At 57.3% G+C, this 15,128-nt stretch carries 16 protein-coding genes; 9 read left to right on the top strand and 7 right to left on the bottom strand.

Annotation, left to right across the window (positions count from 1 at the left end; translation table 11 throughout):
- Nucleotides 1-38 precede the first annotated feature (38 nt).
- Nucleotides 39-515: a kinase inhibitor gene (locus AC6I8E_RS05535; protein WP_013357177.1), complete on the top strand. Its 477-nt coding sequence runs from the start codon at nucleotides 39-41 to the stop codon at nucleotides 513-515.
- A gap of 333 nt (nucleotides 516-848) precedes the next feature.
- Here AC6I8E_RS05535 and pgl read toward each other — a convergent pair whose 3' ends face one another.
- Nucleotides 849-1,850 carry a 6-phosphogluconolactonase gene (gene pgl / locus AC6I8E_RS05530; RefSeq protein WP_497824510.1) on the bottom strand — a complete coding sequence of 334 codons (1,002 nt, stop codon included), beginning with the start codon at nucleotides 1,848-1,850 and terminating at the stop codon, nucleotides 849-851.
- Nucleotides 1,851-2,005: 155 nt separating this feature from the next.
- Here pgl and AC6I8E_RS05525 point away from each other — a divergent pair, with 155 nt between their 5' ends.
- Nucleotides 2,006-2,824, top strand: coding sequence for a pyridoxal phosphatase (locus AC6I8E_RS05525; RefSeq protein ID WP_497824509.1), 819 nt, complete (start codon nucleotides 2,006-2,008; stop codon nucleotides 2,822-2,824).
- On the opposite strand, the gene modC is transcribed toward AC6I8E_RS05525, so the two are convergent.
- From modC to AC6I8E_RS05505, 4 genes are all read right to left on the bottom strand, one after another.
- Nucleotides 2,825-3,883: a molybdenum ABC transporter ATP-binding protein ModC gene (modC, locus tag AC6I8E_RS05520; RefSeq protein WP_013357174.1), complete on the bottom strand. Its 1,059-nt coding sequence runs from the start codon at nucleotides 3,881-3,883 to the stop codon at nucleotides 2,825-2,827.
- Complete coding sequence (modB, locus tag AC6I8E_RS05515) at nucleotides 3,883-4,572, bottom strand: molybdate ABC transporter permease subunit (RefSeq protein ID WP_013357173.1); 690 nt, start codon at nucleotides 4,570-4,572, stop codon at nucleotides 3,883-3,885. The genes modC and modB overlap by 1 nt, the downstream gene beginning before the upstream one ends.
- Nucleotides 4,569-5,342 (bottom strand): molybdate ABC transporter substrate-binding protein, encoded by a 774-nt coding sequence (gene modA / locus AC6I8E_RS05510; protein ID WP_041456714.1) that lies wholly within the window; start codon nucleotides 5,340-5,342, stop codon nucleotides 4,569-4,571. The genes modB and modA overlap by 4 nt, the downstream gene beginning before the upstream one ends.
- A 145-nt stretch (nucleotides 5,343-5,487) precedes the next feature.
- Nucleotides 5,488-5,643 (bottom strand): AcrZ family multidrug efflux pump-associated protein, encoded by a 156-nt coding sequence (locus AC6I8E_RS05505; RefSeq protein WP_033731900.1) that lies wholly within the window; start codon nucleotides 5,641-5,643, stop codon nucleotides 5,488-5,490.
- A gap of 136 nt (nucleotides 5,644-5,779) precedes the next feature.
- Between AC6I8E_RS05505 and modE the strand changes: the two genes are divergently transcribed.
- Nucleotides 5,780-6,562, top strand: coding sequence for a molybdenum-dependent transcriptional regulator (modE, locus tag AC6I8E_RS05500; protein WP_095707537.1), 783 nt, complete (start codon nucleotides 5,780-5,782; stop codon nucleotides 6,560-6,562).
- A gap of 69 nt (nucleotides 6,563-6,631) precedes the next feature.
- Entirely contained in the window at nucleotides 6,632-8,104 is a 1,473-nt protein-coding gene (gene modF / locus AC6I8E_RS05495) for a molybdate ABC transporter ATP-binding protein ModF (protein WP_201251523.1), read from the top strand.
- Nucleotides 8,105-8,187: 83 nt separating this feature from the next.
- Here the strand turns inward: modF and AC6I8E_RS05490 are convergent, their stop codons facing one another.
- Nucleotides 8,188-8,475, bottom strand: coding sequence for a hypothetical protein (locus tag AC6I8E_RS05490; protein ID WP_497824508.1), 288 nt, complete (start codon nucleotides 8,473-8,475; stop codon nucleotides 8,188-8,190).
- Between the two features lie 312 nt (nucleotides 8,476-8,787).
- Between AC6I8E_RS05490 and galT the strand changes: the two genes are divergently transcribed.
- The 4 genes from galT to gpmA all read left to right on the top strand — a co-directional run bounded on the left by galT (nucleotide 8,788) and on the right by gpmA (nucleotide 12,912).
- A complete protein-coding gene (galT, locus tag AC6I8E_RS05485) occupies nucleotides 8,788-9,834 on the top strand; it encodes a galactose-1-phosphate uridylyltransferase (RefSeq protein WP_013357169.1) in 1,047 nt (348 codons plus the stop codon).
- Nucleotides 9,831-10,979, top strand: a complete 1,149-nt coding sequence (galK, locus tag AC6I8E_RS05480; RefSeq protein WP_497824507.1) for a galactokinase — start codon at nucleotides 9,831-9,833, stop codon at nucleotides 10,977-10,979. The genes galT and galK overlap by 4 nt, the downstream gene beginning before the upstream one ends.
- Nucleotides 10,973-12,007 (top strand): galactose-1-epimerase, encoded by a 1,035-nt coding sequence (gene galM / locus AC6I8E_RS05475; protein ID WP_497824506.1) that lies wholly within the window; start codon nucleotides 10,973-10,975, stop codon nucleotides 12,005-12,007. The genes galK and galM overlap by 7 nt, the downstream gene beginning before the upstream one ends.
- 152 nt (nucleotides 12,008-12,159) lie before the next feature.
- A complete protein-coding gene (gpmA, locus tag AC6I8E_RS05470) occupies nucleotides 12,160-12,912 on the top strand; it encodes a 2,3-diphosphoglycerate-dependent phosphoglycerate mutase (RefSeq protein WP_003851893.1) in 753 nt (250 codons plus the stop codon).
- A 420-nt stretch (nucleotides 12,913-13,332) separates the two neighbouring features.
- On the opposite strand, the gene aroG is transcribed toward gpmA, so the two are convergent.
- The gene (aroG, locus tag AC6I8E_RS05465; RefSeq protein WP_013357166.1) at nucleotides 13,333-14,385 is read right to left on the bottom strand and encodes a 3-deoxy-7-phosphoheptulonate synthase AroG; all 1,053 of its coding nucleotides are present in this window, start codon (nucleotides 14,383-14,385) and stop codon (nucleotides 13,333-13,335) included.
- Between the two features lie 287 nt (nucleotides 14,386-14,672).
- Here aroG and AC6I8E_RS05460 point away from each other — a divergent pair, with 287 nt between their 5' ends.
- Nucleotides 14,673-15,041 carry a YbgS-like family protein gene (locus AC6I8E_RS05460; RefSeq protein ID WP_013357165.1) on the top strand — a complete coding sequence of 123 codons (369 nt, stop codon included), beginning with the start codon at nucleotides 14,673-14,675 and terminating at the stop codon, nucleotides 15,039-15,041.
- Nucleotides 15,042-15,128 lie beyond the last annotated feature (87 nt).

Below are 15,128 nucleotides of genomic sequence, written 5' to 3'. Positions count from 1 at the left end.
ATGATGAAAGGCTATTCATCGACAGTTAAGGAGATGTGATGCGCGTTTTTAGTCAGGATTTTAATGACGGCGAGAAGATGCCAGAAAAGCATGTTTTCAACGGCATGGGTTATCAGGGCGAGAATATCTCTCCCCATCTTGCCTGGGAAGCGGCACCGGAAGGCACCAAAAGTTTTGTGGTGACCTGCTACGATCCTGATGCGCCGACGGGTTCCGGCTGGTGGCACTGGGTCGTGGCGAATATTCCGGCCAGCACCACGTCACTGCCGCAGGGTGCCGGTTCCGGCAAAGCGTCACTGCCAGCAGGCGCAATCCAGACCCGCACCGATTTCGGTCAGGCGGGCTATGGTGGCGCGGCACCGCCACAGGGCGAAACCCATCGCTACATTTTCACCGTGCATGCGCTGGATGTGGAGACGATTGAGGTGGATGAAGGCGCCAGTGGCGCAATGGTCGGCTTTAATGTGCATTTCCACGCCCTGGCGAGCGCCTCGCTGACCGTGAATTATCAGTAAGACTGACAACTGACAAACCCAAAGCTAAATGATCTGGCAGCAACGCATTAGCTTAAATAGCAGGGAACAGGGTCAGAAGAGGAAAGCGTCCCGCGCCAGGGACAAAAACGCCGGGAGCGTTTTTGAACAACGCAACGCGTTGGCCCGGCAACGGGCGCACCTCAGGGATGAGGTGCGTAATTGCGCGGGCCGAGCGTGCCATGGATGGTGGCTTTTGCGTCTTTCTGATCTGACCCTATTCCCTGTGTCTGCACGATCTCATAGCTGGCAGTGGCAGACTTCGTTAACAATCTCACGCCCCTCCCGCTCAGGAGAGGCGTTTTTCAGGATGCGTTACGCCTGCAGCTGATGAATCACCACCCACATCGGGCCCTGCCCTACCGCATAACGTCCCAGCGGCTGTAACAGCCCCTTCGGTTCGCTAATCGCATACACTTCGATGTGATGCGATTTCTGTCCCGCCGCCACCAGAAAACGTCCGCTGTGATCGATATTGAACCCGCGCGGCTGCGTTTCCGTCGGCTGGAACCCTTCCAGCGTCAGTTCATCGCCCAGTTCGCTGACGCTGAAAATTGCCAGCGTGCTGCTGGTGCGATCGCAGGCGTAGAGGAAACGGCCATCCGGCGTCAGATGAATATCGGCTGCCCAGCGCGTACCGCTGAAGTCAGGCGGCATCATATCCAGCGTCTGCACGCTTTCTGCTTCGCCTTCACCGGTATTTAATGCCCAGACATCAACCGTGCTGTCGAGCTCGTTGACGCAGTAAGCAAACTGCCCGCACGGATGAAACTGCATATGACGCGGACCTGCGCCTTCTACCGTCGTGACCTGCGCCTGTTTGCGCGGCGTCAGCTGACCGTCTGCGCCCAGCGCAAACAGACAGATACGGTCCTGCTTCAGTGCCGGTACATAGAGTGTCTTGTTATCGGTATCGATATTGGCCGAGTGGCAGCCATCCAAACCGTTGATCACCTGCAGCGGGGCCTGCGGAATGCCATCATCGCCAATCGGGCTGACGCTGACGCAGGCATCATTGTAGGAACCGCAGAACAGGAACCGGCCCTCGCGATCGGTGGAAATGTGGGTCGGACTGCCCGGCAGCGGTGCCTGACCGGCTTCGGTCAGCGTGCCATCGGCGGCAATCTGGAACGCCAGCACGCGAAAATTGGGACGCACACCGACATAGAGAAAATCGCGTTTCGGACTCACCACCATCGGCTGAACCTGGCCGGCGACATCAATCACCTGAAGCAACGTCAGCGCACCCTCATCATTCATCTGCCAGACGTGAATCTGCTGGCTCTCGGGACTGGCGGTGTAGACAACCTGTTTCATGCATTCTCCTTTTTTGCTGCCTGATCATGATCTGTGAATCACTGTAGCGTGTTTTATTGGCCTGCGCTGGAATCATTTGTGCCCTGTTTTTTGTCTCCGGACCGTGGACAGGTGTAGACTTCAGCCTCTGCAAACCTGAAAAAACGAGAGGATGAATGAGCTACCGGGTAATTGCCCTCGACCTCGACGGCACGCTGCTGACCCCAGCCAAAACGATTCTGCCGCAGTCAATTGACGCACTGAACCAGGCCCGCCAGGCGGGTGTTCATGTCGCTATTGTGACCGGACGCCATCACTGCGCTATCCACCCTTTTTATCAGGCACTACAACTGGATACACCCGCAATCTGCTGTAATGGCACCTATTTGTATGATTACCAGGCGAAACAGGTGCTGGCGTCCGATCCTCTCGACCCGCAGCTGGCGTTACAGGTCATTGAGAGGCTGGATCAGCAGCAGATTCACGGCTTGCTTTACGTGGATGATGCGATGCTCTATCAGACGCCGACCGGTCACGTGATGCGCACGCTGAAATGGGCCGAATCGCTGCCTGAGCATCAGCGTCCGCTGTTCCGTCAGGTGCCTGATTTAGCCCAGGCGGCACGTGACGCCAGTTCGATCTGGAAGTTTGCCCTGTCGCACGACAATCATCAGGAGCTGCAACAGTTCGCCACTGCGGTGGAAGCGGAGCTGGGACTGGCCTGCGAATGGTCATGGCACGATCAGGTGGATATCGCTAAAGGCGGCAACAGCAAAGGCAAACGGCTGGCGCAGTGGGTTGAATCGCTGGGGCTGAGCATGTCCGATGTGATCGCATTTGGTGATAACTACAACGACCTCAGCATGCTGGAAACGGCCGGACTGGGCGTGGCGATGGGCAATGCCGACGAGGCGATCAAAGCACGGGCGAAAAAGGTGATCGGCACTAACCTTGAAACCGGTATTGCCGATACTCTCCGTCAGTTCGTCCTGTAATCAGGGCGTCACGGAGACGCTTTTAATCTGGGCATAGAGCCACTGTTCGGGCCGGATGCCCAGTTCATCGCGCGCCCACGGCGTGATGCGCGCCCAGAGTTCGCTGATGCCGATACGCAGCTTCACCTCTACCTGGTCTCCGACCTCCAGCAGCTCAACGACCTGTGCCGGTAAAATGTTGCGGATGGAGGTATGCTGCGGCGGTTGCAGCGCCAGCGAAACATCGGATGAGGCGATGCGAATACGCAGCGGCGTTTTCACCGGCTGATTTACCCGGCTGACCCAGATGTGCTGATCGCCCAGCGACAGTGCGGTCATCGGATAGTCGGGATGCTGCTCCAGCACCTGCACCCGCAGCACGCTGGTCAGTTCGCTCACCGGCAGCCAGGGCCGCATCGCGCTGCTGCTCCAGACCCGCTCCAGCGGACCAAAGGCTTTAACCTTGCCCGCATCCAGCACCAGCACGTTATCAGCCAGATGCAGGATTTCATCCAGACTGTGCGAGACGTAGAGCATCGGAATATCGACCTGCTTCGCCAGCTTTTGCAGATACGGCATCAGTTCACGTTTGCGCGGCAAATCCAGCGACGCCAGCGGCTCATCCAGCAGCAGCATATCCGGTGCGGTCAGCAGCGCCCGGCCAATCGCGACCCGCTGCTTTTCACCGCCCGACAGCGACAGCGGAAAGCGCGACAGCAGCGCCTCCAGCCCCAGCAGCGAGACCAGACTGTCGAACTGCGCTTTCATTGACGGCGCCATACCATATTGCAAGTTGCCCCGGACCCGGTAGTGCGGGAACAGCCGAGCATCCTGAAACACATAACCGATGCGGCGTTTTTCCGGCGGCAGCGCAATCTTCTGCTCTGCATCAAACAGCAGGCGATCGTTAAGCTCAATTCGCCCGCGCTGCGGCTGAGTCAGTCCGCTGATGGCGTTGATGAGTGAGGTTTTACCGGCACCGGAAACACCGAAAATGGCGGTGATCCCTTTGGCCGGGATCTGCAGATCGACCTCAAGCTGATGATCGCCCTGCTGCTGCATAAAGTTGAGTGATAGCATCAGCTTCCCATCCGCTTACGGCCTGCCCGTGCCAGCCATTCCGACGCCAGCAGTGAACCCAGTGCCAGCACGATAGCGATCACGCAGAGTCGCGCCGCCGCACCCTCTGCACCGGGCGTTTCGATCAGGGTAAACATCGCCAGCGGAAGCGTGCGCGTTTCACCGGGAATATTGGAAACGAACGTGATCGTGGCGCCAAATTCGCCCAGCGATCGGGCAAACGCCAGTACCGTTCCGGCGATCACACCCGGCAACGTCAGCGGCAGTGTAATGGTGAAAAAGACCCGCCAGCGTCCGGCACCCAGCGTACGCGCTGCCTGCTCCAGCCGGCTATCCACCGCTTCCAGCGCCAGCCGGATGGCGCGTACCATCAGTGGAAAGGCGATGACGGCAGACGCCAGTGCCGCACCGCGCCAGCTGAACGCAAAGCTGAAACCAAACCAGTCAAACAGCTTTTCACCAATGATCCCGCGTCGTCCCAGGCTAACCAGCAGCAGATACCCCACCACTACCGGCGGCAGCACCAGCGGCAGGTGAATCAGGCTGTCGAGCAGCGCTTTGCCGGGGAAACGGCAGCGCACCAGAATCCAGGCCATCAGGATGCCAAACGGCAGACTGCCCAGCACGGCTATGCCAGAGACTTTGAGGCTAAGTAGTACTGCCTGCCATTCGGGATCGCTGAGTATCATTTCGTTGGTGTGAATCCGTAATGTTTGAAAATCGCCGCAGCCTGCGGCCCTTTCAGGTAATCATAAAAGGCTTTAACGGTAGCCGTGTCGTGATCGTTTACGATCGCCATCGGATATTCCACCGGTTTATGGCTGTCTGCCGGAAAACGCCCCACCACCTGCACTTTGTCGCTGGCGACGGCGTCCGAACCGTAGACAATGCCATAAGGCGTTTCGTTACGCTCGACCAGCGCCAGCGCTGCCCGCACATTATTAGCGGGCGCTAACGCGGGCGCAACGCCGTCCCAGGCGCCCAGTTTTTGCAGCGCTTCTTTGGCGTAAATTCCCGCCGGAACGTGGTCCGGATCGCCAACCGCCAGACGTTCGCCGTGCAGCAATGTTTTCCAGTCGGTCTGAGGATCCAGCGTCACCGCTTTAGCTGCGGCACTGCGTGGCGCAATCAGTACCAGGTCGTTGCCCAGCAGGGTGTAGCGGGTGCGGGTGATCACGCTTTTCTTCGCTACGGCATCATCCATCCACTGCTGATCGGCAGAGATAAACAGGTCGGCAGGCGCGCCCTGTTCAAGCTGACGCGCCAGCGTGGAGGATGAGGCGAACGAAGAGACGACCGTTACGCCCTTTTCCTTCTGATACTGACTGGCAATATCCTGCATCGCATTGGTCAGCGAAGCCGCGGCAAACACGGTAATGTTATCGGCGGCCACGGCCTGTCCGGCCAGCGACACGGTAACCAGCGCCGCGACGCCCCAGCGGGTGTAATTAAATGACATGATTCTCTCCGGCTATTCGTTGTGTAGCGGATAATATAACGCAATATCAGGGAGGTTCAGTAAATTATCGGCAGGCGTCAGAGAAGGTTGAATCGGTGCGTTACAAAAATGACGACGCCCGCCAGGATGGCGGGCGTGGCAGAAATTAATTATGCGAACGGGCTGAAGATTTTTCGCGATGACCCACTTTAGAGAAGATATTAAACACTTCACCCAGGCCATAAATCATACCCAGCATCAGCGCCATTACCACAGGGACCATCAGTACGGCCACGGCGAGGCTTTTCAGTAATTCCAGCATGGAGAGTCTCACTCTGCTAACAAAAAAGTGATTGTAACGGGTCAGTAAAATTTTGCGCAGCCCTTTTCGTGCTTTTACTTTGGTCATAAAACGCCGCTATCATCGGCCTTCGCCTTAACCCTTTGCCGGAGCTGTCATGGAAGCTGAACTATCCCTTCATATCCGTTTACAACAGAAACTGTTTGCCGATCCGCGGCGTATTGAGCTGCTGAAACGCGTCCAGCAGACCGGATCGATCAGTCAGGGGGCGAAGCTGGCTGGCATCAGTTACAAAAGTGCCTGGGATGCGATTAATGAGATGAACCAGATGGCGGATGAGACGCTGGTGGCGCGGGCAACCGGCGGCAAAGGCGGCGGCGGAGCCACGCTGACCCGCTACGGTGAACGCCTGATTCAGCTGTTTCATCTGATGGAGCAGATCCAGCAGAAAGCCTTCGATGCGCTGCAGCAGGATACGCTGCCGCTCGACAGCCTGCTGGCGGCCATCGCTCGCTTCTCACTGCAGACCAGCGCCCGCAACCAGCTGTTCGGCACCGTGGTCAGCAACGATGCGCAGCAGGTGGTTCAGCATCTGCTGATTCAGCTGGCTGATGGCGTCACTCAGCTCAATGTGGCGCTGACCCAGCGCAGCGCCGATCGTCTGCAGCTGGCGGCGGGTAAAGAGGTGCTGGTGCTGATCAAAGCGCCGTGGATCCGCATCAGTCGTGACGCCGCAGAGGAAGACAATCAGCTGGCCGCCACCGTCACTGCCATCGAACCGGGTGAGCAGATGACTGAGGTGCTGATGCAGCTCGCCAGCGGCGAAACCCTGTGTGCCACTCTTACTAATGAACAGCTACAGCAGCTGAAGCTGCAGCCCGGCGACGCGGTGATCGCCAGTTTCAATGCGGAGAACGCCATCGTCGCCACCCTGCTCTAGCAGCTGATTTGACATCATTACAGCCAATGGTTACAACTCAATGACACGATGCAGAAAATGGAACAAATCATGGCTTCATTGCATATTTTGCAAGGCACGTTTCATCTTAGCGATACCCGGATACTGACGCTGAATCAGGTGGAACTTCAGCGCGGCGAAAGCTGGGCCTTTGTCGGTGCCAACGGCAGCGGTAAATCCTCACTGGCGCGCGCACTCTCCGGTGAACTGCCGCCGCTTGCGGGTTCAGTGAGCAGCGATTTCACAAGGCCGGTCCGTCTGTCGCTGGAGCAGTTACAGACGCTGGTGGCGCAGGAGTGGCAGCGCAACAACACCGATATGCTCAGCGAAGGCGAAGAGGATACCGGGCTGATCGTGGCAGAGGTGATTCAGGCGGAAGTGCAGCAGCCGGAACGTTGCAAACAACTGGCACAGCAGTTTGGCATCGAACCGCTGTTGTCACGCCGCTTCAAATATCTCTCAACCGGCGAAACCCGCAAAACCCTGCTTTGCCAGGCCCTGATGAACCAGCCAGATTTGCTGATCTTAGATGAGCCGTTTGACGGACTGGATGTGGCGTCGCGTGCCAGCCTGACCGACACGTTATGCAATCTGCAGCATCCGGCGTTTACGCTGGTGCTGGTGCTTAATCGCTTTGACGATATTCCCGATTTCGTTCAGCAGGTGGGTGTGCTGGCGGAGTGCACGCTCACGCACAGTGGCCCGCGCCAGACGATCTTAACGGAAGCGCTGGTGGCACAGCTGGCACACAGTGAGCAGCTGATGGGTATGGCGCTGCCCGAAGCGGATGTGCCGGATCAGCTGCCTTCACTGGCGGATGATGCCCCGCGCGTTATCCTGCGCAACGGCACCGTCTCCTACAATGATAAGCCGGTGATTCAGGGGCTGAACTGGCAAGTTAACGTGGGCGAGCACTGGCAGATTGTCGGTCCGAACGGCGCCGGAAAATCGACGCTGCTGAGTCTGGTAACCGGCGATCATCCGCAGGGCTACAGCAATGATCTCACCCTGTTTGGCCGTCGTCGCGGCAGTGGCGAAACCATCTGGGATATCAAACAGCATATTGGCTATGTCAGCAGCAGCCTGCACCTCGATTATCGCGTCAGCACCAATGTGCGGACGGTGATCCTGTCGGGTTTCTTCGACTCCATCGGTCTGTATCAGGCGGCGTCCGATCGGCAGAAAGCGCTGGCACAACAGTGGCTGACACTGCTGGGAATGGATAACCGGCTGGGCGATGCGCCGTTCCACTCGCTCTCATGGGGACAACAGCGGCTGGTGCTGATTGCCCGCGCGCTGGTTAAGCATCCGACGCTGCTGATTCTGGACGAGCCACTCCAAGGCCTCGACCCGATTAACCGTCAGCTGGTACGGCGCTTCGTCGATGTGCTGATTGGCGAAGGTCGCACGCAGCTGCTGTTTGTTTCCCATCATGCCGAAGATGCGCCCGCCTGCATCACGCATCGTCTGAGCTTTATTCCCCATGATGGCGGCTACGCTTTTCAGCAGGAAACGCTGCGCTAACGCGTTAACAATGTCCCTCAACGAGATTGCTGACAAAGTCTGCCATACCCAGCGGTGAGACCGAGTCTGCGAAGGCAACACGGTCAGATCGGAAAGTCGCTTAAACCATCCATGGCCGCTCGGCCCGCGCGATTACGCACCTCATCCCTGAGGTGCGCCCGTTGCCGGGTCAACGCGTTGCGTTGTTCAAAAACGCTCCCGGCGTTTTTAGTACGCACCTCATCCCTGAGGTGCGCCCGTTGCCGGGCCAACGCGTTGCGTTGTTCAAAAACGCTCCCGGCGTTTTTAGTACGCACCTCATCCATAAGGTGCGCCCGTTGCCGGGCCAACGCGTTGCGTTGTTCAAAAACGCTCCCGGCGTTTTTGTCCATGGCGCGGGACGCTTTCCTCCTCTGCCCGTGTTCCCTGCGCTTTTAGCTAACGCGTTGCTGTCAGAGCAACCCTGATTGGGTTTGTCAGCAATCTGCAACGCCGCTATCGCGGCATTTTAATGCACCTTTGTGTAAGCGCTACCATTCCTACCCGCCTTTAATCTTCTGAATGCGCACGCAACGCCACGGAATAAGAATATTCAGCTTGTGTAAACGATACCATTTATCCAGACTTGATCACGCTTTCGGGCGCGCTGATGTGCTACTTTTTACCGATGCCTCTCTGGCTTTTGACGCTTACCAGGATCTCACATGGAAAAATTCAACCCGGTCGATCACCCGCATCGCCGTTACAATCCACTGATTGATCAATGGATTCTCGTTTCACCTCATCGGGCCAAACGTCCGTGGCAGGGCGCGCAGGAAACGCCGGCGGTCAATACCTTACCGTCGCACGATCCGGACTGCTTCCTGTGTGCCGGAAATACCCGCATCACCGGTGACAAAAACCCGGACTATGCTGGCACGTACGTCTTTACCAATGACTTTGCTGCACTGATGACCGACACGCCTGACGCGCCCGAGAGCGATGATATCCTGATGCGCTGTGAAAGCGCACGCGGCACCAGTCGGGTCATCTGCTTCTCGCCCGATCACAGCAAAACTCTGCCGGAGATGTCACTGAGCGCGCTGGAAGAAGTGGTGCGCACCTGGCAGGCGCAGACCGCCGATCTGGGTCAGCACTATCCGTGGGTGCAGGTGTTTGAGAACAAAGGCGCGGCGATGGGCTGCTCTAACCCGCATCCGCACGGTCAGATCTGGGCTAACAGCTTCCTGCCGAATGAAGCGCAGCGCGAAGATGATCATCAGCGCGACTATTTCGCTAAACATGGCTCGCCGATGCTGGTCGATTATCTGGCACGTGAGCAGCAGGATGGCAGCCGCACCGTGGTGGAAACCGAACACTGGCTGGCCGTCGTGCCGTGGTGGGCCGCCTGGCCGTTTGAAACCCTGATGCTGCCGAAAGCGCACGTTAAACAGCTAACCGATCTCAGTGAAGCGCAGAGTGCCGATCTGGCGAAAGCCATCAAGCTGCTGACCAGCCGCTACGACAACCTGTTCCAGTGCTCCTTCCCCTACTCCATGGGCTGGCACGGCGCGCCTTTTAACGGCGAAGCCAACGATCACTGGCAGCTGCATGCGCACTTCTATCCGCCGCTGCTGCGCTCAGCAACGGTACGTAAATTTATGGTTGGCTATGAAATGCTGGCCGAAACCCAACGCGATTTAACGGCGGAACAGGCGGCGGAACGTCTGCGTTCTGTCAGCGACGTTCACTTCCGTGAGGCACAACAATGAGCTTAAAAACCATCACGCAGCAGCTTTTCTCTGACACCTTCGATTACGCCGCCACCCACACCATTCAGGCGCCGGGCCGCGTTAACCTGATTGGCGAGCATACCGACTATAACGACGGCTTCGTGCTGCCGTGCGCCATCGATTACCAGACAGTGATCGCCTGTGCCCGCCGTGACGACCGCCAGATTCGCGTGGTCGCGGCCGATTATGAGAATGCGCAGGACACCTTCTCGCTGGACGAAGAGATCGTCAGCGTGCAGGAACCAATGTGGGCTAACTATGTGCGCGGCGTGGTGAAACATCTGCAGCAGCGTCATGCTGATTTCGGCGGCATCGATATGGTGATCAGCGGCAACGTGCCGCAGGGCGCGGGCCTGAGCTCATCGGCGTCGCTGGAAGTCGCGGTCGGCACCGTGGTGCAGCAGCTCTATAACCTGCCGCTGGATGGCGCAGCCATCGCGGTGAATGGTCAGGAAGCGGAGAACCAGTTTGTTGGCTGTAACTGCGGCATCATGGACCAGCTGATTTCCGCACTGGGGCAGAAAGATCACGCCATGCTGCTCGACTGCCGCACGCTGGGCACGCGTCCGGTGTCGATGCCGGAAGATATCGCGGTGGTGATCATCAACTCCAACTTCCGTCGCAGCCTGGTCGGCAGCGAATACAATACCCGCCGCGAGCAGTGTGAAGCGGGCGCGCGTTTCTTCAGCAAGAAGGCGCTGCGTGACGTTGAACTGGCCGAGTTTGAAGCGGCGCAGGCGCAGCTCGACCCGCAGGTGGCAAAACGCGTGCGTCACGTCCTGACCGAGAACGCCCGTACGCTGGAAGCGGCCGATGCGCTGACTCAGGGCGACCTGACCCGTATGGGCCAGCTGATGGCCGAATCACACGCCTCGATGCGTGACGACTTCGAGATCACCGTGCCGCCGATCGATACGCTGGTTGAGATCGTGAAAGCGCAGATCGGTGAACGCGGCGGCGTGCGTATGACCGGCGGCGGCTTTGGTGGCTGCATCGTGGCACTCATGCCACTGGATCTCGTCGATCAGGTGAAAGCCGCCGTTGCTGAGCAGTATGAAGCCGCGACTGGCATCAAAGAGACCTTCTACGTCTGCAAAGCCTCTGAAGGAGCGGGCCAATGCTGAATGACGTCAACTCCCATGCGCCCGACGGTCAGCCGTGGCGCATAACGGTACTGCGCAATGCCAACGGCATGCTGGCGACCTTTATGGACTGGGGCGCAACCTGGCTTTCTGCCCGCATCCCGATGCAGGATGGCACCGTGCGTGAAGCGCTGCTCGGCTGCGCCACACCCTCTGACTATCTGCATCAGGATGCCTATCTGGGTGCCACGGTGGGCCGTTACGCCAACCGCATCGCCGGAGCAAAGCTCAATAAGCTGAACCGCCAGCTGGTGCCCAACCAGGGTGCCCATCAGCTGCATGGCGGGCCGGAAGGCTTTGATAAACGCCGCTGGCAGATTGTCAGCCAGTCCGACAGCGAGGTGCATTACCGCATCGATTCGCCGGATGGCGATCAAGGCTATCCGGGCAATCTGATTGCCGACCTGCACTATCAGCTGGATGACCAGAACTGCCTGAGCATCCGCTATGAAGCGCGCTGCGACCAGCCCTGCCCGGTCAATCTGACTAACCATGCCTACTTTAACCTTGATGCGCATCATGGCGACGCACGCCAGCATCGCTTACAACTGCACGCCGACCAGTATCTGCCGGTCGACAGCGAAGGGATTCCGAATGCCCCGCTGAAAGCCGTCGCCGATACCAGTTTCGATTTCCGCAACGCCAAAGTCGTGGCGCAGGATTTTCTGACAGACGACGATCAGCGGGCGGTGAAGGGTTATGACCATGCGTTTCTGCTCAACAGTGCAGGCGACGATAGTCAGCCTGCGGCGGAACTCTGGTCAGAAGATAGCAGGTTACAGCTCAGCGTGACCACCTCGGCACCGGCACTGCAGTTCTACACCGGCAACTACCTGGCCGGTACGCGTGCCCGTGAGCAGGCGAGCTATACTGCATTCCAGGGCATTGCGCTGGAGAGTGAATTTTTACCGGATTCGCCTAATCATGCTGAGTGGCCTCAGCCGGATTGCTGGCTGCAGCCGGGAGATCGCTGGGAATCGGTGACGCGGTATCGCTTCACGCCACGCTGAGCCTCCGGCTGAAAAACGCGCAGTGCGTCACACACAGGCTTACGCGCTGCCCGCTTTTCCGTTATGGTATGGCGCAATCAGCTCGTGTTTTCAGGCGGGCAGCAGCAGGTTTCCAATCTCACAGAAACATCACAGTATTAAGGAGTTAAGCTATGGCTGTAACTAAGCTGGTTCTGGTGCGACACGGCGAAAGCCAGTGGAACAACGAAAACCGCTTTACCGGTTGGTATGATGTTGACCTTTCTGAGAAAGGTCGTGGCGAAGCCAAATCAGCAGGTCAGCTGCTGAAGAAAGAGGGCTTTGTTTTTGATTTCGCTTACACCTCCGTACTGAAGCGTGCGATTCATACGCTGTGGAATGTGCTGGATGAGCTGGATCAGGCCTGGCTGCCGGTTGAGAAAACCTGGCGTCTGAACGAGCGTCACTACGGTGCGCTGCAGGGTCTGGACAAAGCGGAAACTGCTGCCAAATATGGCGACGAGCAGGTTAAACAGTGGCGTCGCGGCTTTGCCGTTACCCCACCAGAGCTGGATCGTTCAGATGAGCGCTTCCCGGGCCATGACCCGCGTTACGCGAAACTGACCCCGGAGCAGCTGCCAACGACCGAAAGCCTGGCGCTGACCATCGACCGCGTTATCCCTTACTGGAACGACACCATTCTGCCGCGCATCAAAAGCGGTGAGAAAGTGATCATTGCCGCACACGGCAACTCACTGCGTGCGCTGGTGAAATATCTGGATAACCTGAGCGAAGATGAAATTCTCGAGCTGAACATCCCTACCGGCGTTCCGCTGGTGTATGAGTTCGATGAAAACTTCAAACCGCTGAAACGCTACTACCTGGGCGACCAGGACGAGATTGCTGCGAAAGCTGCCGCTGTTGCGAATCAGGGTAAAGCGAAGTAATTTCTCGCTGACATGCAAAAAGGCCAGACGAAAGTCTGGCCTTTTTTATTGGGCTGCGCCCGGCAATGCTGCGCGTCATGTTTAACTGCCAGAGTAAAAGCCTGGATGTCAGCACGTACCAGACTAATCACATACTCAAATCCGTCTAAGTCTGGCAGCAATAAACTAGCTCGACGCGCAGGGAACAGGGTCAGAAGAGGAAAGCGTCCCGCGCCAGGGACAAAAACGCCGGGAGCGTTTTTGAACAACGCAACGCGTTGGCCCGGCAACGGGCGCACCTCAGGGATGAGGTGCGTAATCGCGCGGGCAGAGCGACCAGGGACTGGCTTGAGCGTCTTTCCGATCTGTCCGTGTTCCCTGAGCAGGCTCACTCTCCACAGCAAATCCGGCCAGACTTTGTTAATGAGTCTGAATAACCAATCAACCGCGGCGCTGTTTAACCGCTGCCGCCAGCTGACGCAGCACTTTATCAGTATCTTCCCAGCCGATACAGGCGTCGGTGACGCTTTTGCCATAGACCAGCGGCTCGCCGCTCTCCAGGCTCTGGTTGCCTTCCACCAGATGACTCTCAATCATCACACCGACAATCGCCTGCTCACCGTTGATCAGCTGCTGTGAAACATCGTCTGCCACAACCATCTGACGCTGGAACTGCTTGCTGCTGTTGGCATGGCTGAAATCGATCATCACCTGCTGTGGCAGACCCGCTTTCGCCAGACCCGCTTTAACATCAGCGACATGCTGCGCGCTATAGTTCGGCTCTTTGCCGCCGCGCAGGATGATGTGGCAGTCACCGTTGCCGCTGGTTTCCACAATCGCGGAGTGACCATACTTGGTTACTGACAGGAAACAGTGCGGGGAGCCCGCTGCGTTGATCGCATCAATCGCCACCTTGATCGTGCCATCGGTGCCGTTTTTAAAGCCTACCGGACAGGAAAGACCGGATGCCAGCTCGCGGTGAACCTGAGATTCCGTAGTACGCGCACCAATCGCGCCCCAGCTCATCAGGTCTGCCACATACTGCGGGGTAATCATATCCAGAAACTCGCCCGCCGCCGGTAAACCGCTGTCATTAATCTCCAGCAGCAGCTTACGCGCCAGACGCAGACCGTCGTTCAGCTGGTAGCTGTTATCCATATACGGGTCATTAATCAGCCCTTTCCAGCCCACCGTCGTGCGCGGCTTTTCAAAATAGACCCGCATGACCACTTCCAGCTCGCCTTTCAGCTCATCACGCAGTGCCAGCAGGCGGCTTGCATACTCTTTCGCCGCGTCAGTGTCATGAATTGAGCAGGGTCCAATCACCACCAGCAGACGATCATCCTTGCCCTGCAGGATCTGATGAATCGCCTGACGGGCATGTGAAACGGTCTGTGCAGCACGATCGGTCGCCGGGAATTTTTCGAGCAGCGCAACAGGAGGTAACAGCTCTTTAATCTCTTTGATGCGTAAATCATCGTTCTGGTAATTCATACTGATTCCATATTATTTCTTGCCCGGCGCCCGCCGGACACATCCTGTCCAATGTAGCCCGAAGCGTCAGGGGTGTAAATTCCCGCTGCGGGTTAAATGTGCGGGTCATATTTGCATTAATCAGGTTAGCGACTAAACTTTTTAATGGTAAGCACTGAGGAACGTCCCGCTTACCTTATTTAATTACCCTGTTTAAGCCAACTGGCGAATTTTATTTCGTCAGGGATTTCTTTACCCGAAATTGCACCTCTGGGCTTAAAGCCTCTTCATTTATTAACGGGAGCATAATGATGAAAAAGTTTGCCTTAATTTTTTTGACAGCAGCAATGACACTGAGCAGCGGCGCGGTACTGGCTGCAGACAGCAGCAGCAATAACGGTACAGCGAACCAGGCGGCCAGTGCAGGTGCAGCAGCGGGTGGAGCGAAAGAGAATCTGCCACCAAATAATGTCGATAACAGCAAAATTAATAACACTGGTACTAACACTAATCCTGCAACGTCTGGTAGCACCACCAGCAATGGTAATATGTCTGCTAACGAAATTGACCAGAACAGCCAGTGTAAAGATGGCAAATGTCCGAACGTGAATAAAAAAGTTCAGACCAAAGTGGGCGGCGGTGACGTAAATACGAAAACCGACGGCACTTCACAGTAATTCTGTTTAGCCTGGAGAGCTGCGGCTCTCCGGGTTTTTCTCCCCTCAGCCCCACTCTTCCGCTATGCTAATCCTGTGAAATTTACA

This window comes from Pantoea sp. X-Soil-YNGN-785, assembly GCF_059730585.1.
This window is presented reverse-complemented; position numbering and strand designations above follow the sequence as displayed.